At 65.4% G+C, this 22,576-nt stretch carries 18 protein-coding genes and 1 pseudogene; 8 read left to right on the top strand and 11 right to left on the bottom strand.

All coding sequences use genetic code 11. The annotated features are described in order from the left end of the window. The first annotated feature begins 170 nt into the window (after positions 1-170). Both E2I15_RS15330 and E2I15_RS15325 read left to right on the top strand, forming a co-directional pair. Entirely contained in the window at positions 171-1,301 is a 1,131-nt protein-coding gene (locus tag E2I15_RS15330; protein ID WP_137477299.1) for a serine hydrolase, read from the top strand. Positions 1,302-1,431: 130 nt separating this feature from the next. Beyond that, entirely contained in the window at positions 1,432-1,746 is a 315-nt protein-coding gene (locus tag E2I15_RS15325) for a hypothetical protein (RefSeq protein WP_137477396.1), read from the top strand. A 10-nt stretch (positions 1,747-1,756) separates the two neighbouring features. Here the strand turns inward: E2I15_RS15325 and glgA are convergent, their stop codons facing one another. Both glgA and glgC read right to left on the bottom strand, forming a co-directional pair. After that, positions 1,757-3,211, bottom strand: a complete 1,455-nt coding sequence (gene glgA / locus E2I15_RS15320) for a glycogen synthase GlgA (RefSeq protein ID WP_137477298.1) — start codon at positions 3,209-3,211, stop codon at positions 1,757-1,759. Further along, positions 3,208-4,470, bottom strand: a complete 1,263-nt coding sequence (gene glgC / locus E2I15_RS15315) for a glucose-1-phosphate adenylyltransferase (protein ID WP_137477297.1) — start codon at positions 4,468-4,470, stop codon at positions 3,208-3,210. The genes glgA and glgC overlap by 4 nt, the downstream gene beginning before the upstream one ends. A gap of 245 nt (positions 4,471-4,715) precedes the next feature. On the opposite strand from glgC, the gene E2I15_RS15310 reads away from it, so the two are divergent. Then, the gene (locus tag E2I15_RS15310) at positions 4,716-5,948 is read left to right on the top strand and encodes a rhodanese-like domain-containing protein (RefSeq protein WP_137477296.1); all 1,233 of its coding nucleotides are present in this window, start codon (positions 4,716-4,718) and stop codon (positions 5,946-5,948) included. A 131-nt stretch (positions 5,949-6,079) separates the two neighbouring features. On the opposite strand, the gene E2I15_RS15305 is transcribed toward E2I15_RS15310, so the two are convergent. The 3 genes from E2I15_RS15305 to E2I15_RS15295 form a co-directional block, all read right to left on the bottom strand. Then, positions 6,080-7,084, bottom strand: a complete 1,005-nt coding sequence (locus tag E2I15_RS15305; protein ID WP_137477295.1) for an NHL repeat-containing protein — start codon at positions 7,082-7,084, stop codon at positions 6,080-6,082. Between the two features lie 408 nt (positions 7,085-7,492). Then, positions 7,493-8,746, bottom strand: a complete 1,254-nt coding sequence (locus tag E2I15_RS15300) for a serine hydrolase domain-containing protein (protein ID WP_155262413.1) — start codon at positions 8,744-8,746, stop codon at positions 7,493-7,495. A 147-nt stretch (positions 8,747-8,893) separates the two neighbouring features. Continuing rightward, the gene (locus tag E2I15_RS15295; protein WP_137477294.1) at positions 8,894-10,270 is read right to left on the bottom strand and encodes an aminotransferase-like domain-containing protein; all 1,377 of its coding nucleotides are present in this window, start codon (positions 10,268-10,270) and stop codon (positions 8,894-8,896) included. Positions 10,271-10,365: 95 nt separating this feature from the next. Between E2I15_RS15295 and E2I15_RS15290 the strand changes: the two genes are divergently transcribed. Beyond that, positions 10,366-10,779 (top strand): DUF983 domain-containing protein, encoded by a 414-nt coding sequence (locus E2I15_RS15290; protein ID WP_246667950.1) that lies wholly within the window; start codon positions 10,366-10,368, stop codon positions 10,777-10,779. A gap of 233 nt (positions 10,780-11,012) precedes the next feature. Here the strand turns inward: E2I15_RS15290 and E2I15_RS15285 are convergent, their stop codons facing one another. Beyond that, on the bottom strand, positions 11,013-12,212 hold the full coding sequence (locus E2I15_RS15285) for a multidrug effflux MFS transporter (RefSeq protein WP_155262412.1): 1,200 nt from the start codon (positions 12,210-12,212) through the stop codon (positions 11,013-11,015). 315 nt (positions 12,213-12,527) lie between these two features. Between E2I15_RS15285 and E2I15_RS15280 the strand changes: the two genes are divergently transcribed. Continuing rightward, a complete protein-coding gene (locus E2I15_RS15280; protein WP_137477292.1) occupies positions 12,528-13,862 on the top strand; it encodes an MFS transporter in 1,335 nt (444 codons plus the stop codon). 102 nt (positions 13,863-13,964) lie between these two features. On the opposite strand, the pseudogene E2I15_RS15275 reads toward E2I15_RS15280, so the two are convergent. The 5 genes and pseudogenes from E2I15_RS15275 to E2I15_RS15255 all read right to left on the bottom strand — a co-directional run bounded on the left by E2I15_RS15275 (position 13,965) and on the right by E2I15_RS15255 (position 19,216). Further along, a pseudogene (locus tag E2I15_RS15275) lies at positions 13,965-14,913 on the bottom strand (YiiG family protein). Positions 14,914-15,085: 172 nt separating this feature from the next. After that, positions 15,086-15,721 (bottom strand): aspartate/glutamate racemase family protein, encoded by a 636-nt coding sequence (locus E2I15_RS15270; protein ID WP_137477291.1) that lies wholly within the window; start codon positions 15,719-15,721, stop codon positions 15,086-15,088. 162 nt (positions 15,722-15,883) lie between these two features. After that, on the bottom strand, positions 15,884-16,894 hold the full coding sequence (locus tag E2I15_RS15265; RefSeq protein ID WP_137477290.1) for an amino acid ABC transporter substrate-binding protein: 1,011 nt from the start codon (positions 16,892-16,894) through the stop codon (positions 15,884-15,886). An 85-nt stretch (positions 16,895-16,979) separates the two neighbouring features. Continuing rightward, the gene (locus E2I15_RS15260) at positions 16,980-18,335 is read right to left on the bottom strand and encodes an aspartate aminotransferase family protein (RefSeq protein ID WP_137477289.1); all 1,356 of its coding nucleotides are present in this window, start codon (positions 18,333-18,335) and stop codon (positions 16,980-16,982) included. Positions 18,336-18,340: 5 nt separating this feature from the next. After that, positions 18,341-19,216 (bottom strand): MurR/RpiR family transcriptional regulator, encoded by an 876-nt coding sequence (locus E2I15_RS15255; protein WP_137477288.1) that lies wholly within the window; start codon positions 19,214-19,216, stop codon positions 18,341-18,343. 154 nt (positions 19,217-19,370) lie between these two features. Here E2I15_RS15255 and E2I15_RS15250 point away from each other — a divergent pair, with 154 nt between their 5' ends. The 3 genes from E2I15_RS15250 to E2I15_RS15240 all read left to right on the top strand — a co-directional run bounded on the left by E2I15_RS15250 (position 19,371) and on the right by E2I15_RS15240 (position 22,546). Then, positions 19,371-20,558: an amino acid ABC transporter permease gene (locus tag E2I15_RS15250; protein ID WP_137477287.1), complete on the top strand. Its 1,188-nt coding sequence runs from the start codon at positions 19,371-19,373 to the stop codon at positions 20,556-20,558. 1 nt (position 20,559) lies between these two features. Beyond that, positions 20,560-21,681, top strand: coding sequence for an amino acid ABC transporter permease (locus tag E2I15_RS15245; protein WP_137477286.1), 1,122 nt, complete (start codon positions 20,560-20,562; stop codon positions 21,679-21,681). A 355-nt stretch (positions 21,682-22,036) separates the two neighbouring features. Continuing rightward, positions 22,037-22,546 carry a hypothetical protein gene (locus E2I15_RS15240; protein WP_137477285.1) on the top strand — a complete coding sequence of 170 codons (510 nt, stop codon included), beginning with the start codon at positions 22,037-22,039 and terminating at the stop codon, positions 22,544-22,546. The last annotated feature ends 30 nt before the right edge of the window (positions 22,547-22,576 follow it).

Below are 22,576 nucleotides of genomic sequence, written 5' to 3'. Positions count from 1 at the left end.
GAACAGCGATCGGGCCGCCCCTTCCCGGCCGGGATGGTAACGGCGCAAGACGCGTAATCGTGAATTCGGACGCATCGGTTCCACCGCTAGGATCGTGATGTCGCCATCTCGCGATGGTGAACAGACTTGCCCGCGGGTCACATCGCAACATCGTCCTGATTTCGTTCTTCATGAGACAATGGCTCTCCGTCCGGATCGCGGCCGTCCTGCTCGTCGTCGCTGTTAGCGCGCTTGGGATCGCGCGTGCCGATTCCGACATGGATGCGCAGATCGGGGATATCGTCACGACGGAACTCGCGCCGACCGCGACTGCGGCCGACCCGGGCGGCCTCGCCGTGGCGGTCTATGCCGGCGGCCGAGTCGCCTTCTTCAACTACGGTTTCGCTGACGCAGCGGCGAAGCGACCGGTCACCCCGGACACGCTGTTCAACCTCGCCTCGTTGCGTAAGCTGTTCGAGGCGACGCTGGTCGCGCTCGGCACGGAGCGTGGTGAATTGCGGCTGGACGATCCCGTCAAGAAATATCTGCCCGAGTTGCATGGCGACTACGTCAGCCGCATCACCATCGGCGAGCTCGTCAATCACACGTCAGGCCTGCTGCTGCCGACCGACCATCCGCCATGGCCGGTCGGCACCTTCAGCCGCGATCAGTTCATCGCGATGCTCAATGCATGGACTCCACCGGCAGGCGAACAGCCGGGCAAGCAGCGCATCTACAGCCATGCCGGCTATGTGCTGCTGCAACTGGTGCTGGAGCGGCGCTATGACATGCCGATCGCGACGTTGATCGGAAGTCGTATCCTCAAGCCCCTCGGCATGACGTCGACCTTCGTTCCGGACCGCAGCGAGGACAACCGCGCGACGATGGCGCCCGAGATGATGCAGCGTGTGGTTCAGGGCTACTCCCACGACGGCACGGTGATCGGTCTGCCGGGCAATCAGCAGCGCTACTATGATTTTCCAGGCACGGGCCAGATGTTCTCAACAGCGCGCGATCTCGGCACATTGCTGGGCGCCTGCCTCGACGGCGCGGTGATCGATCCCGAATTGCGCGCGGCGTTGCAGATGACCGAACATGAAAGCTTTCGCGTCGACGAAAAGTTCGGCCAGGCGATGGCGTGGGAGCATGTGCGGCTGGACGGCGTCACCGTGATCGACAAGCCGGGCGGTCTCAATAACGCCTCAGCCTATGTCGGGCTGGTGCCGGCGCGCAGGCTCGGCATCGTGCTGCTCGCCAATCGCGGCGACTATCCGCACGAGATCGCCCGCTACAGAATTTTGCCGGCGCTCGCGCGACTTTAATCGCCGGACATGCCGGTCCAATGACATGGCCTGCGCGGCAGGGCAGGGGATGCATGCAAAAATCGCGATGGCGCGGAACCATGATCGGCTGTATAAGCCGGTAGCTTCTTCTCCATTCGAAGAGGCTGATATGACCGATCTGTATCCTGATTTGCACAATTGGCTTTCGCAACAGCCCCATGGGTTGCGAACCTTCAGGACCTTCCAGCAAAAACTCGAGATCCTCAGCAGGGACGACCCGGAGCAATGCGGCGTTTGCCGGTTGCTGAGCGGTCTCGTCGGCAACTACGTCGAAACTTTCGACGAGGAGCCGGTGCCCGTCGCGGTCGCCGACCGCGCCTATGGCCGGCTGCTCGATCTCGTCGCAAGCCTTGATCTCGAGGGAAATCCCGACCGGCGCCTGGCGGACATCAACCGCGTCGCGTCCTGCGATCTGCTGAATTGATCGCGGCAGCTTAGCGCAGCGTCGTCGCGAGCTCGCGATAGAGCGCGGCGTAGCGGCCGGCGCGATTGTGCCAGGAGACATCGGTGGCCATGCCGGCCTGTTGCAGCCGGCGCCAGGTCACCTTGTCGTTGAACAGCAGGTTTGCCTTGCGCAAGCCGTGGGCGAGCGCATCCGAGGTGACGGGTGCGAACTTGACGCCGGTCGGCGCATCGCCGGTGATCGCGACTTCGTCGAAGTCGAGCACGGTGTCGGCAAGGCCGCCGACATTGGCGACAACAGGAACCGCGCCGTAGCGCAGCGCGCACAGCTGGGTGAGGCCGCACGGCTCGAAGCGCGACGGCACCGCGAGCGCGTCGGCGCCGGCCTGGATCAGATGCGCCAGCGCCTCGTCATAACCGATCACAACCGCGATCCGTCCGGGATTGTCGCGCGCCATGGCGGCGTAGCGATCCTGCAGGTCGCGATCGCCGCTGCCGAGCAGCGCGAGCTGAATGCCTTCGCCGAGCAGCGTCGGGATGTTCTCGAGCAGCAGGTCGAGGCCCTTCTGCCATGACAGCCGGCTGATGACGCCGAGCAGCATCGCATCCGGCGCGGGATCAAGCCCGAAGCGCCGCTGCAGCGCCGCCTTGTTCACCGCGCGCTCCGCCGGTTGCTCGGCGCTGAAGCGCGCCGCGATGTCGGGATCAGTGGCCGGATTCCACACTGATATGTCGATGCCGTTGAGGATGCCGCTCAGCACGTCGGCGCGTTCGCGCAGGAGGCCGCCGAGCCCCATGCCGCCCTCGTCGCTTTGAATCTCCCGCGCATAGGTCGGCGACACCGTGGTGATGCGGTCGGCGAATTGCAGGCCAGCCTTCAACAGGCTGATGGTGCCGTAATATTCGACGCCGTGCAGCGCGTAGGATTCGCCCGGCAGGCCGAACGCGGCAAGCATGTCCGGCGAGAACTGGCCTTGATAGGCGAGGTTGTGCACGGTCATCACCGTGCCCGGCCGCGGTTGCCCGGCGTAATGCAGGAGGGCCGGTGCGAGGCCCGCCTGCCAGTCATGCGCATGCACGATGTCCGGGACGAAGGAGGTGATCGCGCCCTGGCCGATCTCCGCCGCCATCCGCGACAGCGCGGCAAAGCGGATGCCGTTGTCCGGCCAGTCGCGTCCGTCCGGACCGACATAGGGATTGCCGGGCCGCGCATAGAGATGCGGCGCGTCCAGCGCGAACAGATCGAGACCGTCATGCGTGCCGCCGAGCACGCGGATCGGCCCGCCGTAGAATTCCGGCCAGTGCAGCAGCGTCTCCGCCGAAGCCAGCGCCTTGAGCACGTCGGGATAGCCGGGCACCAGCGTCCGCGTCGTGACGCCGTGTTGCTTCAGCGCCGCCGGCAGCGCGCCGACCACGTCGGCAAGGCCGCCGGTCTTGACGATCGGGTAGACTTCCGAGGCGACTGCGAGGACGCGGATGGGCGTCATGTCCCCAGCCTGTCGATCATCGACTGCGTGATCAGCGTGATTCCGTTCTCGGTGGTGCGGAAGCGCTTGCCGTCGAACTCGGGATCCTCGCCGACCACGAGCCCTTCCGGAATCCGCACCCCGCGATCGATCACGACGTTTCTGAGCCGTGCGCCGCGGCCGACATTGACATAGGGCATGATCACCGCATTCTCGACATTGGCGTAGGAATTGACGTGCACGCCGGTGAACAGCAACGACCGCCGCAGCGACGCGCCCGAGATGATGCAGGCGCCCGAGACCAGCGAGGTCACCGCCTGGCCGCGCCGTCCGTCCTCGTCATGCACGAACTTGGCGGGCGGCGTGATCTCGGCATAGGTCCAGATCGGCCATGATCGATCGTAGAGGTCGAGCTCGGGCACCACGTCGGTGAGATCGATGTTGGCCCCCCAATAGGCATCGATGGTGCCAGCATCGCGCCAGTAGGAGCGCGGATCGTCGCCGGAGCGGACGCAGGAATCGTTGAACTGATGCGCGATCGCCCGGCCGTGCTTGACGATATAGGGGATGATGTCCTTGCCGAAATCGTGGGCCGAGTTCGGGTCAGCGGCATCGCGGCGCAATTCGTCGAACAGGAACTCCGAATTGAAGACATAGATGCCCATGCTGGCCAGCGACTTGTCGGGCTTGCCGGGCATTGGCGGCGGATCGGCCGGCTTCTCGAGGAAGGACTGGATCAAGCCGGTCTCGTCGATATGCATGATGCCGAAGGCGCTGGATTCAGCCCGCGGCATTTCAAGGCAGCCGACCGTGACATCGGCGCCGCTTTCGACATGCTGCTTCAGCATGATCTCATAATCCATCTTGTAGACGTGGTCGCCGGCGAGCACCAGGATGTACTTGGTGCCGTGCGCCTCGATGATGTCGATGTTCTGGTAGACCGCGTCGGCCGTGCCGACATACCACATCGTTTCGGAGACGCGCTGGCTTGCGGGCAGGATGTCGAAACTCTCGTTTCGCTCCGGCCGGAAGAAGTTCCAGCCCCCTTGCAGATGCCGGATCAGGCTGTGCGCCTTGTACTGGGTCGCCACCGCGATGCGGCGGATGCCGGAGTTCACTGCATTGGACAGCGCGAAATCGATGATGCGCGACTTGCCGCCGAAATACACCGCGGGCTTGGCACGCTTGTCGGTGAGCTCCTGAAGCCTGCTGCCGCGTCCGCCGGCCAGCACGAAAGCGAGGGCGTGACGCGACAAGGGTTCATTTCCGACTGATCTCATGGTCATCCTCCCAGGACTTCAGGCTGGCCCCGCTACCTTCTCTTGTCCGGAAGGCCTGATCGGGCGCCAACGGGGCCGATTGGGAACGTAGCAAGTGCATCCCGGTTGAGCAAAGCGGATGGCGAGCTTTCGTTCCCCGAACCCGGTCTCGCGAAGATCGGGGTTGCGGGCCGGTTAAAGCTATTGACGAGGCGCGATTTCGGCCTAGAGCAAGCCTGCGCGTTTCCTGCCGAGGCCAGCATTCCATGACACTTGCTTCCGTCACACCCCAGAACATCCGCGCAACGCTGCTGCTGCGCCGGGAGATCGCGCTGCTCGACGTCAGGCATGAAGCGGTATTCGCCACCGGCCATCCGCTCTTCGCCGCCAACATGGCGGCCGGCCGGATCGCGTTGGAAGCCGAGCTGCGACTGCCGCGCAAGGACGTGCCGATCGTCCTTTATGACGATGGCGATGGACTGGTCGCGGCCGCGGCCGACCAGTTGCGGGCGCTGGGCTATAGCGACGTTGCTGCGCTTGCGGGCGGCTTGCAGGGCTGGAAGGCGGCCGGTTACGAGGTGTTCGAGGACGTCAATTCCTACGCCAAGGCGTTCGGCGAGCTGGTCGAGTCGCGCAGGCACACGCCGTCGCTGAGCGCCGACGAGGTCGCCGCGCTGATCTCGGACAAGGCCAACATCGCGATCCTCGACGTCCGCCGCTTCGACGAATATGCCACCATGAACATCCCGGGTTCGGTCAGCGTACCCGGCGCCGAGCTGGTGCTGCGCGCCGGCGGCGCGGCGCCGGATCCCGACACCACCATCATCGTCAACTGCGCCGGCCGCACCCGCTCGATCATCGGCACGCAGTCGCTGATCAATGCCGGACTGCCCAACAAGGTGCGGGCGCTGCGCAACGGCACGATCGGCTGGACGCTGGCGAAGCACGATCTCGAGCACGGCGCCGGCAAGCGCGGCGGCATCGGTCCGTTCGAGGGCGCAGGCGACAATGCGCGCGACGTCGCCTATCGCGCCGGCGTGCGTCACATCGGGATCGATGAACTCGCCGCGCTGGACAAGGACATGCACCGCACGCTGTATCGCTTCGACGTGCGCGATGCCGAGGAATACACGGCCGGTCACCTTGCCGGCTTCCGCCACTATGCCGGTGGCCAGCTGGTGCAGGAAATCGACATGGCCGCGCCCGTGCGCGGCGCGCGCATCGTGCTGACCGACGACAAGAACATCCGCGCCGACATGACGGCGTCCTGGCTCGCGCAGATGGGCTGGGAGGTCTACGTGCTCGACGGCGGCTATGACGGCCGGCTCGAAGTCGGGCCGCCGCGCGTCGTGCCGCGGCCCGACCCCGCGCACCGCTACCGGCGCCCCTATGAAGGCACCGGTGTCGCGGAAAAGGCCATGCAGGCCTATCTCGACTGGGAGTACGGCCTCGTCGATCAGCTTCGCCGCGACCGCACGCACGGGTTTTACGTGATCTAGCGCATGAAGGGGCGTGGCGCAGGAGGTTTCCGCATCCGTCATGCCCGGGCTTGACCCGGGCATCCACTCTTGGCTTCTGCAAAAGAAGACATGAATGGCCGGGACGAGCCCGGCCATGACGAGTCACGCGCTTACTTCGGCAACGCGATCGGCGTCAGCTTGAACGGGCCGGGGTCCTTGCCCTTGTTGTCGCCGATCACGTAGGACAGCTTACCTTCGGCGACCCAGCCGACATCGCCGACCTGCGTCACCGAGACCGGTTCGGCGAGGCCATCCTTGATGGTGTCGATGGTGGCCTCGCTGCCCTTCACCGTGATCTTGTCGAGCTTGCCGTTGCCTTCGATTAGCAGGAAGCCGCCGCCACGCGCCCGCAGCGCGTCGGCGTGGTCGAGCGGCCGCGACGGCTTCAGCTCGGTCACGGCGCCGGCCTTGCCGTCCTTCATCTCGATCCTGAACAGCTTGGCCGGAATGAAGGTCGTGACGTAAAGATTGCCGTCGGCGCCGATCGCGATGCCGTCGAGCCCGACGCCGTCCTTGGCGGGCGCGAGCTGCGGATCGGTCGCGAACGTCGCCAGCGCCGTGCCGCCCGGCTTCAGGCTGTAGACGAACGGCGCAAAGGAATCGCTCACATAGGCGGTGCCGTCGACACCGACCACGATGTCGTTGCAGAACGATTTCGGATCACTCAAGGCAAAGCTGCCCTTTGGCGCGCCGCTCTTGAGATCGAAGGTTTTCAGCCAGGCGCCCTTGGCGTCGCTCGGCCCCGCCACGCCCATCGCGCTGATGTCGTTGGAGCAGACATAGAGCGTGCCGCTCTTCTCGTCGGCGAGCACGCCGAGCGTCGAGCGGCTGTCGGCGGCGCCCGGCTTGACCAGTTGCTCGGCCTTACCGCCCGAGATCTTGGTCACGCCACCATGGTTGAAGCTGCCGACGTAGAGCGTCCCGTCGGAGGTCGAGGTCACGCTCTCCGGAAAACTCTTGTCGGGAGCGCCGACCGGAGCCGTTTCGGCGCGCGCCGCGCCGGCTATGCCAAGCGCAAGGACGATGGCCGCGGCGCTGGGTAGCGATGCGCGGCGGATCTTGAGCAGTTCTCCCGTTGCGCGCGGACGTCCCGCGTCGCTATTGTTCTTTATCATGATCGCGTTTCCTCAATGAACCTGGTTGGACCAGACAGGATTTTCTTGGCGATCGTCTCCGGTCGATGGTTGTTGTCTGCAGGGTTCTCGACCGGATTGTTCACCCGCCTGCCTTGTCGTCTCGATATATACGATAGTATATAGCGTGAGGGAAGCAGCAGAGAGGAAGCTGCGACGGCTGGAGAGCGCGTCATGGAACGGGAATTGGCGTCGCGCCACCAATGCGTGTGCTGCGGTGGCATGATCGAGGGGATCGTCGACGATGATGCGATCGGCCTCGATATACAGATCGGCCTGTTTACGGATGAGTGTGCGTTCGTCTGCAACGAATGCACCGCGAGCCTGATCGCGGCTGCAGCACGGCGCAGGCAGGAAACGGTTCGCGGCAATAGACGAGGGCGACGGAACTCAATCCGGGCTGAACGCGTCGTACACCAGCTTGCGGAACGCGGGCGTGATGCGCTGGCGCTCGTTCTGGGTCTGCTCGAGCATGATGTAGATCATGTCGAGCTTCGGATCGACGCCGAAATAGGTGCCGCTGCCGCTGTCCCATTTCAACTCGCCGATCGAGCCCGGCGGTGGCGGTTTGGCGATGCCGGGATCGGTGCGCACGGCGATGCCGTAGCCGTAGCCAAAGCCGTCGCCGGGGAAGTACCAGTAGTCGCGGCCGACGCCGGAGCCCGGCCCGATATGGTCCGTCGTCATGGCCTTGAAGGCTGAGGGGCTGAGATAGCGCTTGCCGTCGAGTTCGCCTCCGTTGAGCAGCATCTGCGCGAAGCGTGCATAGTCGAGGATGGTCGAAACCAGGCCGCCGCCGCCGGATTCCCACTCCGGATGCGCGCGCCGGTCGTTCTCTCCCTCGATCAGGATCGTGTCCGAGGGCAGCGGCTCCGCCAGCCGTGTCCGTTCGGTCTCGGCGTCGAGCACATATCTGGTGTCGTTCATTTTCAAAGGATCGAAGATGCGCTGCTTCTCGAACTGATAGAGCGTCTTGCCCGAGACGATCTCGATCACCCGGCCGAGCACGTCGGTGGAATGACCGTAGCGCCACAGCGTGCCGGGTTGCCGCGACAGCGGCAGCTTGGCCAGCCGCGCCACGAATTCCCTGTTGTCGAACTTGCCGTCGAACAGATGTCCTGCGCGGTAGATCTTCTGGATCCAGTCGGCGCCGATATATTCGTAGGTGATGCCCGAAGTGTGCCGCATGATATCTTCAATGGTCACCGGCCGGATCGGCGGCACCAGCTCCACCTTGGCCGGATCGTTCCCACCGTCCGGTTCGATGGCAACCTTCACGTCGGCGAACGCCGGGATGTATTTCGACAGCGGATCGTGCGGCGACAATTTGCCCTCGTCGACCAGCATCATCGCGGCGGTGTTGGTGATCGGCTTGGTCATCGAGTGCAGCGCGAACATCGTGTCGGGCCGCATCGGCGACCTGGTCGTGACGTCGCGATAACCGAAGGTCTTCAGGTAGACCGGCTTGCCGTGCTGCTGGATCAGGATGACCGCGCCCGGAATTTTCCCTGTCGCAACCTCGTTGTCAAAGAATGCGGTGATGCGTTCGAGTTTCTCCGGTGCCGGGGCATCGGAGGCGCGCGCCGCGCCTGATATGACAACTGCAAGACAAGCGATCGCGGTCACGGCCCCGCGAAGCGTCAGCACAGCACGGTGGACTGCCCGATCATATCCGCATGACATTGAGAAGCCTGCCCCTGCCTGATGCCTTGAGCGCAGAGTTTTAACGGCGTGCGCTCCCGCGCACCATAATCATTTTGGAGCGAATTTATTCCCGGCGATGGCCGAAATTTACACAATTTGGGTAGCGCCGACAGGCGTGCGCACGGCATTCGATAGCACCTGCAGCGCCTGGCTCAGTTCGGCGCGGTTGCGCGCGGCGCCGAGCGACACCCGCAGGCCGCGCGGCGCGGCTTCGCCCGCCGCAAAGGCGTCTTCGCCGACCACGGCGAGGCCGTTGCGCATCAGATGCGACAACAGGTCGGTGCCGTCGAAATGTTTCGGCAGCGGCATCCAGAGATGGTGGCTCGCCGGCCGCGCCGCGTAAGTGACGCCTTTGAGGAAGCGGGCCGCGAGCTGCTGGCGCGCCGCAGCCTCGTTGCGGATGGCGCGGATGATGTCGGCGGCGACGCCCGAGCGCAGCCATTGCGTGACGAGGGCGACCATCAGCGATGGCGGCATCTGCATGGTGGCCTGCATGCCGGCGCGCATGCGCTGCTCGGCGCTCGCATCAGGCGCCAGGAGATAGGCGACGCGCAGGGCCGGCGCGATGCATTTTGCGATGCTCGCGGCGTAGTAGGTGCGCTCCGGAATCAGCGTCGCGATCGGCGCCGCCTGCGGCTCGAGCGGGCCGTAGACGTCGTCCTCGATCAGGACGCAGCCGCGCTTCCTGATGATGTCGGCGATTGCCTTGCGTCGTGCCGCGCCCATCGTCGCCGTGGTCGGGTTCTGCTGCGTCGGCACCAGATAGATCGCCTTCGGCTTGTGCTTGCGGCAAGCTTCATCCAGCGCGTCGGGCCGCGCGCCCTCGGCGTCCATCGCAACCCCGACCAGGCGGACATCGAGCCGCGCCGCCGCGGCTTTGATGCCGGGAAAGGTCAACGCCTCCGTCACCACGACATCGCCCGGCGATGTCAGCGCCAGCAGCGCGTTGAAGATGATCGCCTGCGAACCCGGATAGATCACGATGCGGTCGGCCGAGGCCTGCGGCACGCGCGGCGCGAGCCACGCGGCGCCGGTCTCGCGCTCCTCAGTGGTGCCGCCGGGACGCGCGTAGCCGAGATAGGCGGAGAACCCGGCCTCGGAGCGGATCGTCGCAAGTCCCTGCGCGATGCGCAGGTCGAGATTGGCCTCGACCGGCTGCGGCGGCAGGTTCATCGACAGGTCGATGTTGACGGGTGCAGGCAGGTCGGACGCGGCGCGCGCGGTCGTCTCCGAGACGAACGTACCCTGGCCGACACGGGCGTCGAGCAGTCCGCGCCGCCGCGCCTCGCCATAGGCCCGCGTCACCGTGGTCAGATCGATATCGAGCGCCGAGGCCAGCGCGCGGTGGGTCGGCAGCCGCTGGCCCCGGACCAGCCGGCCGCTCGCGATGTCGGCGGCCAGCGCATCGACGATGCGCAGGAACATCGGGCCGTGCCATTCCGAAACTGTAGGGATCCAATCCATGCAATCCGACGCTTTGCCTTTGATTGTAGGTGCTAGATTGCATATTGTATGGATCATCAGACCAGGTCAAGGACAACGGCCAAAGGAAAACGACGATGACCGAGACGGTTTCCCTGCCAAAGGCGATGTGGCGCGGCTTCACCATGAAGTGCCCGAACTGCGGGCGCGGCCATCTGTTCGGCCGCTTCCTCAAAGTCGCCGATCACTGTGAAGTCTGCAGCGAGGATTTCACTCCGCAGCGCGCCGACGATTTCCCGGCCTATCTCGTGATCGTCGTGGTCGGCCACGTCGTGGTGCCGGCGCTGCTGTGGCTCGAGATGAACTACGCGCCGCCGGCCTGGCTGCAACTCGCGATCTGGCTGCCGGTGACGTTGTTCAGCGCGCTCGCGCTGCTGCAGCCGACCAAGGGCGCGATCGTCGGCCTGCAGTGGCAACTCGGGATGGAGGGATTTGCGGCGACGCGGCGTGTCGCCGCTCCGGCGCAGGTCGGACGGACTCGCGAAGCCTGACGCGGGGCCCGGACTTGTAGCCCGGATGAGCGAAGCGATATCCGGGAGCAGCGGTCCCGCATATCGCTTCGCTCCTGTGGGCTACAGCAGCGGGTCAAGTCAGGATCGTAGCCCCGATGGAGCCAACGGGTCGCGCGAACGCGCGCCCGATGACAGGCTCCGCGAAATCGGGGGCTCCTGTCGCAGGCAAAAGCGTCCCGGATTGCGCTTCGCTGCATCCGGGCTACGGATCGTCAAATAGGATGATGATGCGGCCGGAACATCCGGCCCTTCTCCGTCACCAATACGACGGCGAGCGCGGCCAGCGTGCACAGGAAAAAGCCGGTCGCGAACGGCAGCAAGGTGCCGTCGTAATCCTGGCCGATCGTGGTGCCGACGCCGATCCCGAGCAGCGTCGTGATCGTGCCGTACAGCGAGGAGGCGGTGCCGGCGATCTTGCCCTGCGGCTCCATCGCGAGCGCCGTGAAGTTCGCCATCATCAGGCCGAACGCGAACATCATCAGGCCCGACAGTACCATGAACAGCGGCAGCGACAGCGTGTCGGTCTTCACCGCCAGCAGCAGGGCGCCTGCGACGACGGCAAAGCCGGTCAGTGCGGCGTGCGAGATCACGCGCATGCCGATGCGGCCAACGATACGCGAATTGAGGAAGCCGGCGATCGCGACGCCGACCGCGCAGGCCGCGAAGGCGACCGGGAAGTAATGCCCGAGCTTGAAGATCTCGGTGAAGATCTGCTGCGAGGAGAACACGAAGGCAAACAGCGAGCCCTGCACGCCGCCGGCGGCGAGCGCATAGCCGAGCGTCTGGCGGTTGGTGATGGTCTGGCGGAACGCGGACAAGACCTCCGGGATCGCCAGCGACTTGCGCAGCTCCCTGGGCAGCGTCTCCGGCATCCGCATCGCACTCCAGGCCAGCGCGATCACGCCATAAATCATCAGCAGCACGAAGATGCCGCGCCAATGCGTCAGCAGCATCACCGCCTGGCCGAATGACGGCGCGATCACCGGCACCGCGATGAACACCATCATCGCAAGCGACATCACGCTCGCCATCCGGCGTCCGGCGTAGCAGTCGCGCACGATCGACGTCGCGATCACGCGGGTTGCCGCGGTGCCGAGCCCTTGCAGCGCGCGCGCCAGCAGCAGCGTCTCGAACGAGGGCGCCATGATCGCGAGCAGGCCGGCGATGGTGTAGACGGTCATGCCGCCGAGCAGCACCGGGCGGCGGCCGAAGCGGTCCGACAGCGGGCCCATCACGAACTGGCCGACGCCGAAGCCGACCAGGAAGATCGACAGCACCATCTGCGGACGGTTGGCGTCGGCGATCTGGAACGCGGAGCGGATGTTCGGCAGCGCCGGCAGCATCATGTCCATCGCCAGCGGGTTCAGCGCCATGATCGAGGCGACGACGACGACGAATTCGGGAAAGCCCATCGGGCGGTGGCCTGAAGAAACCCAGGCATCGGCATTGACGTCAGACACTTAGCAACCTCTTGGGATCCTCGCATCGTACCGATCTTGCTGCGACGCACAATCGGCATTTCGGGATAGCTGCCCGCCGATCGCCGTCGAGGTAGCGGGGTCGGGAACCGAGCCAAAAGCACAATCCGTCGAATATCGTTGCGACTGCAACTATTTTGCTCGTGCCGGACGGAAAGCTCTGCTATCCCGGGTCCAGCATCCGTGCGGGGCAGGCGCATTGACGCCGATCGCGCCCGCGCGGCCAAGAACGGCTTTTGGGGGGGCGACATGTCCATCGAAATGTCCGCGCGCTCGCGCGGCGCTGAACTGTCGGATGAGGAGCGCAAGGTCCTCACCGCAACGCTCGTCGGCACCACCATCGAGTGGTACGACTTCTTCGTCTACGCCCAGGCGGCGGGCCTGGTGTTCGGCGCGCTGTTCTTCGCGCCGATGAACGCGAACAATCCGCTGCTGGCGCAGATCGTGTCGTTCGCGACGCTCGGCCTGTCATTCCTGTTCCGCCCGCTCGGGGCCATCGTCTGCGGCCATCTCGGCGACCGCTTCGGGCGCAAGAACATGCTGGTCGTCACGCTGCTGTTGATGGGGGCGGCGACCGCGCTTGTCGGCCTGCTGCCGACCTACGCGCAGATCGGCGCCTGGGCGCCGGCGCTCCTCATTCTGCTGCGCATCCTGCAAGGCTTCTCGGCCGGCGGCGAATGGGGCGGCGCGGCGCTGATGTCGGTGGAATCGGCTCCCGTCGACAAGCGCAGCTTCTTTGGCTCGTTCCCGCAGATCGGCACGCCGCTCGGCATGATCCTGGCGACCGGCGTGCTGTGGGTGCTGACCGCGACGCTCGGCAAGCAGGCGATGATCGAGTGGGGCTGGCGGATTCCGTTCCTGCTGTCGATCGTGCTGATCGTCGTCGGCATCGTGATCCGCCGCACGGTCGAAGAGTCTCCGGTGTTCCAGGCGATGCAGCGGCGGCACAAGGAATCCTCCGCGCCGCTGCGCGAACTCATACGCAATCACAGCAAGGAAATCCTGCGCACCGCGCTGATCTTCATGGCCAACAATGCGGCCGGCTATATCCTGATCGCGTTCATCATCAGCTACGGCGCCAACACGCTGAAGATGCCGTCGGAGCAGCTGCTGCTGATCGGGACGCTCGCGGCAGTCAGCTGGTTCATCTTCACGCTGCTTGGCGGCATCCTCGGCGACAAAATCGGCCGCGTGCGCTGCTTCCAGATCGGCTACTCCCTGATGGTGCTGTGGGCGGTGCCGATGTGGTTCTTGATCGACAGCAAGAACCTCTTGCTGTTCTTCGTCAGCGCCGTCGGGCTCACCATTGCGCTCGGCCTGTCCTACGGCCCGCAAGCGGCGCTCTATGCCGAGCTGTTTCCGGCCAAGGTGCGCTATTCCGGCGTCTCGATTGGTTATGCGCTCGGCGCCATTTTCGGCGGTGCGTTCGCGCCGATGATCGCACAATGGATCATCGGCACCTACGGCCAGTCCTGGCGCGTCGGCGTCTATCTCGCGGTGCTGTCGCTGATCTCGCTGATCACGGTGTCGACGATCAAGGATCCGCAAGGCGTCGATCTGAACGTGCACGACGCGGGAGCGTAGGCGCGGCAGGGCGGATGAGCCGCAAGGCGTCATCCGCCGCGGTTCCTGTGTCGCGGTGGATTACGCTTCCGCTGGCAGCACCGCACTGTCGGGCGCGGTCATTCAGATGCGGGCGCCGCGGTTGTAGCCGTCGACGAGCTGATTGTAGTCGCGCATCAGCCGCGCCGGCGATCCTTCCACCATCCAGCCGGCGCCGGCGTTGCTCAGCATCATCTTCTCGCCGGAGCTGTAAGGCACCTTGTCGCGAACGCGGCGCATGAGCTGCTTCGCCGTGGTGAGGAATGATTTGGCGCTGCCGATGAACATCGAGCCGAGCTTGGTGTCGCCGTCCTTGCCCGAGGCCTCGTCCATTGCCTTCACCGTGGCCTCATACTCGTTGAGCGCCTGGGTTATCGCGTCGAGGTTGGGTTTGTCGGCCTGCTGCGCGCGAAGCACGCGCTTGGCCTGGATCATCAGGGCCTCGACATAGTAGTGCGACTTGCGGCCTTCGCTGGCCTCGATCGCGGCCAGCTGCTCGGCGGCGCGCTTGTCGTTGATGGCCTCGACGCCGGCGCGCAGCGCCTTGTCGGCGCCGGCAAACGCATCCCATGCCGCGACCAGGCGCGGATGCAGCGCCTTGCCCTTGGCCATCTTGTCGTCCTTGTAATTTTCCTGGGTGTAGTAGTCGTCCGCCTCCTTCAACAGCGGCTCAAGCGTGGTGACGGCCGCAACATACGCATTCGCGGCGGCTTCAAGCTCGGCATCGTGCGGGTCCGCTGCATTGGCAGCCGCGACGCTCGTCTTGCAGTCGGACGTGTCGTAGATCGTATACGTTCCGTAGATGATCCGCTCCTTGCCTGGGACCGTTCTTGGCGGCCCAGGAAAAGTAGCGTTCGCGGGATTCGTAGGAGCGCGCCGAGAGACGGTTGATGCACCCGACATAGGCGTTCAGCTTGTGCGTCAGTTGCGCGGACGAGGCGCTCGCCGATGATGCAGGCGGGGCCTGTTGGGCGGCGGCAGGTTCGAGGAAAGCAACGATGGCGGCAATCGCAAGGAAAGGGGTATTTCGCATCGGGAGTTGCCCTCATCTCGGCCGGAAGTTGGCCGCCTGGAAAGCTTATGTGACGTCAGAAAGTGACGTCACACGAGCCTCCGCCGAGGCCGCGCGGCACATTATCGATAGACTAATTTTTCGGCTACGGGCCAAAAGCCACTACCGCCGAACCCGGCGATCATGGACGAGCCTAGTTGATCCCCAGCATCGCCTTCAGCTTCTTGACCGCGCTGTCGGGTGTCGTCAGCACCTCGCGGCCCGTGACTTCGGCGACGCGCTCTGCGGCCGGGGCCATGCTGTACTGCGCGAGCGCGATCAGGTCGCAGTCGCGCAAGTCCCTGGCTGCCTCGACCACGATGCGGTCATGCTCGGCGCGGTCGCCGCGGTCGAGTGCGGCCAGCGCGCCCTCGGCAAGCTTCGGCACCAGCGTGACCTGCGACGGGAATTCCGGCGGCATCGAGACCAGCGTCGGCGGAAAGGTCGAGAGCAGGCCGATCCGCCGGCCCTTCGCCACCGCCTGTTCGATCATCGCCTCGTTCGGCTTCAGCACCGGCATCGGCGCGTGCTCGCGCGCCACCGCCTCGATGCACGGCCCGAACGCCGAGCAGGTGAACAGAATGCCATTGGCGCCGGTGCCGACAGCATAGCGGCCCATGGTGAGGAAGCGCTCGGTCATGCGGCCGGTCAGCTTGCCGTCGCGCGCGAGATCGGCCGACAGGCTGTCGTCGAGCAGGTTCATCAGCCGCGCGTCCGGCCAATGTCGTGCGAACGATGCCTCGATCGGCACGATCGAGTGCTTCAAGGCGTGAATGAGGGTGATGCGCATGGATGTTTCGTGCTCTCCCTCTCCCCGCTCTTCGCGAGGAGAGGGTCGGGGTGAGGAGCTCTATTGTCGTAACAGGTGAGAGGAGGGTATGCGGAGGCTCCCCCTCACCCGGATTGCTTCACAATCCGACCTCTCCCCGCAGGCGGGGCGAGGTGACTTCGGTTACTTGAACGGAATCGCGTACATCAACCCACCCTTGCTCCAGGTGGCGTTGAGGCCGCGCTCGAGCTTCAGCGGGCTGGCCTTGCCGACATTGCGCTCGAAGATCTCGCCGTAATTGCCGCCGGCCTTGATGGCGGCGACCAGCCATTTGTTGTCGAGCCCGAGCCGCGAGCCGAGATCGCCGGACGCGCCGAGCAGGCGCTGGATCGCCGGGACCTGCGACTTCGCCATCTCGTCGGCATTGGCCTGGGTGACGTCGAGCTCTTCGGCCTCGATCAGGCCGTAATGCAGCCAGGTGATGATGTCGCTCCAGACCTCGTCGCCGTTGCGGGTGAACGGGCCGAGCGGCTCCTTGCTGATGGTCTGCGGCAGCACGACATAGTCGTCGGCCTTCGGGGCTGCGGTTGCGACCGCGCCGGCGAGCGCGGAAGCATCCTGGGTCATGGCGTCGCAGCGGCCGCCGAAGAAGGTCTGGTACATGGTGTCGACGCGGTCGAACACCAGCGGCTTCCAGTCGATGCCGTTGGCGCGGCCGTAGTCGCCGAGCGTCACTTCATGCGTGGTGCCCTGGGCGACGCACACGGTGGCGCCCTTGAGGTCCTTCAGCTCCTTCACGCCGAGGTCCTTCTTCACGACAAAGCCCTGACCGTCGTAGAAATTGACAGGTCCCTGCCGCAGTCCAAGCGTGGTGCCGCGCAGAAAGGTCTGCGTCGAGTTGCGGTAGAGCACGTCGATCTCGCCCGACTGCAGCGCGGTGAAGCGGTTCTGCGCGGTCAGCGCGACGTAGCGCACCTTGGCGGGATCGCCGAGCACGCCGGCGGCAAGCGCGCGGCAATAGTCGACGTCGAGGCCCTTGAAGTTGCCTTGCGAGTCCGGCGCCGAGAAACCGGCAAAGCCGGTCGAGACGCCGCACACCAGCGTGCCGCGCTGCTTGACGGTGTCGAGCGTCGCCGCGCTCGCGCCCGCAATGCCTGCGGCGAGAACGGTTAGAGTGATGATACCCCTCAGCATGTTTTCCTCCTCCTCATGTTTGAGCATGATCCCTGCGCAAACGCTTCGCGTCTGTCGCGGGAAAACCGGTGCCTACTTTTCCGGATCATGCTCCGTGACCAACATCTTTCAACGCGCTGTCGACCGCAGCGCCTAGCCGTTCGACGATCATGTCGATGTCGCCCGATGTCGCGATATAGGGCGGGGCGAGCAGCACGTGATCGCCGCGTTGGCCGTCGGCGGTGCCGCCCGACGGATAGCAGCCGAGCCCGCCGGCGAAGGCCGCGGACTTGATCCGCTGATGCAGCTTCAGCTTGGGATCGAATGGCTGCCGCGTGGCGCGGTCGGCGACCAGCTCGATTCCCCAGAACAGGCCGCGGCCCCTGATATCGCCGACATGGCGGTGATTGCCGAACCGTTCGGTGAGCCGCCGCTCGAGCTGGCGGCCGCGCTCCTTGACCTGGTCGAGCAGCTTCTCCTCGCTGATCACCTTCTGCACCTCGAGCGCGGCGGCACAGGCGAGCGGATGCGCCAGATAAGTGTGGCCGTGCTGGAACGCGCCGGAGCCGTTGCGCACCGTGTCGACGATCGCGCCGCTGGCCAGCATCGCGCCGATCGGCTGATAGCCGCCGCCGAGGCCCTTGGCGACCGCTTGGATGTCGGGCGAGATGCCTTCCTGCTCCCAGGCGTGCAGCGTGCCGGTGCGGCCCATGCCGCACATCACCTCGTCGAGGATCAACAGCGCGCCGTGGCGGTTGCAGATCTCGCGCACCGCCTTGAAGTAACCCTCCGGCGCAGGCACGCAGCCGGCGGTGGCGCCGACCACGGGCTCGGCGATGAAGGCCGCGACCGTATCGGGGCCGAGCCGTTGGAATTCGGCCTCGAGCTCGGCGGCAAGGCGCGCCACGAACGCCGCCTCCGATTCATCGTCGCGCTTCTCGTGATAGGCGAAGGCCGGCGTGACATGGCTGAACGAGGGCGACAGCAGCGGCGCATAGGGCTCGCGGCGCCAGGCATTGCCGCCGGCCGACAGCGCGCCGAGCGTGTTGCCGTGATAGCTCTGGCGGCGCGCGATGAAGCGCGCGCGCTTCGGTTCGCCGCGCTCGATGAAATATTGCCGCGCCAGCTTGATCGAGGCCTCGATCGCCTCCGACCCGCCGCTGACGAAATAGACATAGCCGAGGCCGCCCGGCTCGTGGCCGACCAGCCGCTCGGCGAGCTCTTCCGCGGGCTCGGAGGAGAAGAAGCCGGTGTGGGCATAGGCGATCTTCGAGGCCTGCTTGGCGATCGCGGCAAGGATCCGCGGATGCTGATGGCCGAGGCACGACACCGCGGCGCCGCCGGAGGAATCCAGAATGCGGCGGCCGTCCTCCGCGATCAGCCAGACGCCGTTACCGCCGACCGCCTTCGGTGGCGTTTCGCGCAGGCTGCGATGCATCACGCGGCTCTTGTTGGCGGCCATGATACTCATCCTTTCTCGACAAAATATTGCGACATCTCGGCAAGCCGGCCCTCGGTCTCCTCCAGCTTGCGCTTTGCCCCGGCGCCGCCCAGCGTGAAGGCGACGGCCGCAAGCGACTGCGCCACCGCGATCGCGCCGGTGAGGCTCGGGAAGAAGCCGGGGGAGGAGGCGGCCTCGAACAGCAGCAGATGATCGGCGCCCTCGGCCATCGGAGCTGTGATGGTGTCGGCGATCGCAATCAGCGCGGCGCGCGCCTGATGCGCGGCGCGCGCCGTCTCGACGCTGACCAGGGTGTAGGGCGCAAAGCCGATCACGACCACGGCGTCGCCTGAGCGGAAGGCGCCGTGGTCAAGATCGAACGGGCCGGAGCCGCCGACCAATTGCACGGCATCGGGGCGGAACAGGCGAAGCTGATAGGTCAGCAGTTCCGCGACGCTGCGGCAGCTGCGAAACCCCGATATCCAGATCCTGCCAGCGGCGTGCAGCGCACGCGCGGCTTCCGCGATCGCGCTCGCTGAAATCCGCGCAAGGCCCGCGGCCTCGGCCTCCAGCTTGTCGTGCACCAGTCTGACATCGGCATTCGGCCCGGCGCGGCGGCTCTTGGCGCGGCCGGAGAACGGTGAGCCCTGTGCCGGCCGGCGTGCCTCGGTGAGCGCGGCGCGCAATTCGTCCCAGCCGGAATAGCCGAGTGCCTTGGCAAGACGGGTGAATGAGGCAGGATCGGCGCCGGCGACGGAGGCGAGCTCGCGCATCGAGCGGGTGGTGGCGTCGTAATCATTGGCGGCGACGAACCGGCCGACCTCCTGCAAGCGCATCGGCAGCGACGGCAGTGCGCTGCACAATTCGTTGAGGGGCGATGGTTTCGGCTGAGCCTGGGCCATGAAACATATGTTGCACAAATATTAATTTGGTGCAACATATGACGCGCGCAGGATTTGAGGTTGACGCGTTTTCTTCACGCGAACCGGTATCCGCTTCGCTCGAAAACGCTCTTGCGCATGGCAGAAGATCGCTTCTCACTGGGGTCCTTGTGCTGTGACGACATCGACGCCGAAACGCCCTCCCGCCCGGCCCTGGCGGCTTTCGCTCAGCGATCCCCGCGTCGCGGGCCTGTTCTGGCAGATCCTGGTGGTCGCCATCGCGGTCGCCATCGTCGCCTGGCTGTGGTCGAACGCGGTCCATAACCTCTCGGTGCGGCGCATCTCGACCGGCTTTGCCTTCCTCGGCCGTGAAGCCGGCATGCCGATCGCCGACAGCTGGATCGACTACACGCCGAAGAACACCTATCTGCGCGCCTTCATCGTCGGCGTCGTCAACACGCTGCGCGTCGCGGTCATCGGTATCGTGCTGGCGACCGTGATCGGCACGCTGGTCGGCATCGCGCGGCTGTCGTCGAACTGGCTGCTGGCGCGGCTCGCCGCCGTCTATGTCGAGGTGCTGCGCGACCTGCCGCTGCTGCTGCAGCTGTTGTTCTGGTACGTGCTGATGCAGGGCCTGCCGGCGGCGCGCCAGGCGTGGAGGCCGGTCGACGGGGTCTATCTGTCCAACCGCGGCCTGGTGCTGCCGTCGGTACCGCTGCATGAGGCCAATGTCTGGACGCTCGTTGCGCTGGTCGCCGGCGTGATCGTCTTCCTCATCGTCAGGCGCCGCCTGATCGCGCAGCAGATGCTCGATGGCAAGGCGCGGCCGGCCTGGCCCTACGCGCTCGGCCTCATCATCGCGCTGCCGGCGCTGGTGTCGTGGCTTCTGGGCGCGAGCTGGAGCGTCATGCTGCCCGAACTGCGCGGCTTCAACTTCGTCGGCGGGCTGACCCTGGCGCCGGAATATTTCGCGCTGCTGATCGCGCTCGTCACGTATACTTCGGCGTTCATCGCCGAGATCGTGCGTAGCGGCATCCAGGCGGTGCCGCGCGGCCAGTCGGACGCCGCCAAGGCGCTCGGGCTGAAGCGCAGCTTCGTGCTGCAGCACATCGTGCTGCCGCAGGCGCTGCGCGTCATCATCCCGCCGATGACCAGCCAGTATCTGAACCTGACCAAGAATTCCTCGCTCGCGGTCGCGGTCGGCTACCAGGACATCGTCTCGATCGCCAACACCACGCTGAACCAGACCGGGCAGGCGATCGAGTCGATCGCGCTGATCATGATGGTGTTCCTCACCATCAGCCTCGGCATCAGCCTGTTCATGAACTGGTACAATGCGCGGATCGCGCTGGTGGAGCGCTGACATGAGCTCGGTCGCACATCTCCCGCAGGATCCGCTGCCGATCGGCCGGCGCCGCGCGCAGCGCACGCTCGGCGGCCAGATCGTGGCCTGGCTGCGCGCCAACCTGTTCGCGTCCGTGACGTCGAGCATCATGACGCTGCTGCTGCTGTTCGTGCTCGGCAAGGCCTGCATCGCGCTGTGGCAATGGGGCATCGCCAACGCGGTCTGGATCGTCTCCGGCAACGACACCAATGCCTGCCGCGCGCTGCGCGGCGTCGGGGCCTGCTGGGCAGTGATCCCCGAGAAGTACCGCTTCATCCTGTTCGGCACCTATCCGTTCAGCGAGCAGTGGCGGCCGGCGCTCGCGGTCGTGATCTTCATCGCGCTGTTCGTGGTCTCGAGCCGCCGCAGCTTCTGGCGCAAGGAGCTGTTCCTGCTGTGGGCTGCGGCCTTGATCGCGATCGGATGCCTGATGTGGGGCGGCTTTCTTGGCATGTCCTTTGTCACGCAGGACCGCTGGGGCGGGCTGCCGGTGACGCTGATCCTTGCGACTTTCGGGCTTGCCTTCGGCTTCCCGCTCGGAATTTTGGTGGCGCTCGGCCGCCGCTCGAAATTGCCGGCGATCCGCTCGCTCTGCGTGCTCTATGTCGAGCTGATCCGCGGCGTGCCGCTGATCAGCCTGTTGTTCATGGCGAGCGTCATGTTCCCGCTGTTCATGCCCGACGGCGTCAACATCGACAAATTGCTGCGCGCCCAGATCGCCTTCATCCTCTATGCCGGCGCCTACCTTGCGGAAGTGGTGCGCGGCGGTCTGCAGGCAGTGCCGCGCGGACAATATGAGGCCGCCGACGCGCTCGGGCTGTCCTACTGGGAGAAGAACGCGCTGATCGTGCTGCCGCAGGCGATCCGCCACGTCATCCCGCCGCTGGTCAACACCTTCATCGCCTTCTTCAAGGACACCAGCCTGGTGCTGATCATCGGCATCTTCGATCTCTTGACCACCGCCAAGACCGCGATCGTCGATCCGGCCTGGCAGGCCTTCAGCGTCGAGGTCTATGTGTTCGTCGGCGTGATCTACTTCGCGGTCTGCTTTGCGATGTCGCGCTACAGCCGCGGCCTCGAGGCGCAGCGCACGCACGGCTGAGCGATCCGGATTCTCCGTCGCTTGCCTCCCTCACATGCTGTATCCTTCCGTGCCGGCATGTTCGCATCCGCAGCCGTCTGCTTTGATTTTTGCAGCGGCCTGTTTTGGCCTTAACGATGCGGCAACCAAGACTTGGCCGATGGTTGGCGCAAAGGCGCGGCTGGCACATAGTGCACTAGCCGATGTTCCGCCCCTAACTTATCTTGAGCGCCATTGGAATCACGAGCGCGCCGCTGACAGAAATCATTGTTCGCGTGGGCATCGTTCGATCTGGACTGAACGCAAGAGCTGCCGTTGATTTGTTGATTTGATGCGGGCCTGACAGGGCTTTATTTTTGATTTTTGCCGTACGCCAATGGCCGAAGACAACGCCGCCTATCCGGAAAGCACCCGAAGCCAGGTCCACGATGCCCTGCAAGGCTTTTCGACCGATGAGCTTCGCCAACTCCTGGCGGAGATCGAGCAACTCCTGAGTGTTGACGCCACGCCTCGCCGACCGAGACTGCGACTGGCGGGAGGCACATACGTGAACGAGTATGCCGCGCGCGCAAACATCGACCACTATCTGGATCTGCTGAAGCGCCCGGACATTCCAACCAACACAAGATCGATGCTCAACCAGCGGCTGCTTGAGGAAGAAGACAAGCTCGGCCGCCGACGCGAGCAACTGGAGTTTGCCGAAAGCAGGGCCGCAGCCTGCCGGGATCGTGCAGATCGCCAGCGGCGTCTGGCGGAATCGTTTGCCCCTGGTTCGGCCGACCGGGAGCAGGCCGAAAGGCTGCTGGTTAATTTCGAGGCGCTTGCGCAGTTCGTGGAGGGCTTCTGTCGCCAGATGCGCCACACCGTGAACCATAGTCCGCTTTAAGCGCGACGCCGCCTCGGTTCCGCGGACTCC

Origin of the sequence: Bradyrhizobium sp. BR2003 (assembly GCF_009720285.1) — a bacterium.
GTDB lineage: Bacteria > Pseudomonadota > Alphaproteobacteria > Rhizobiales > Xanthobacteraceae > Bradyrhizobium > Bradyrhizobium elkanii.
This window is presented reverse-complemented; position numbering and strand designations above follow the sequence as displayed.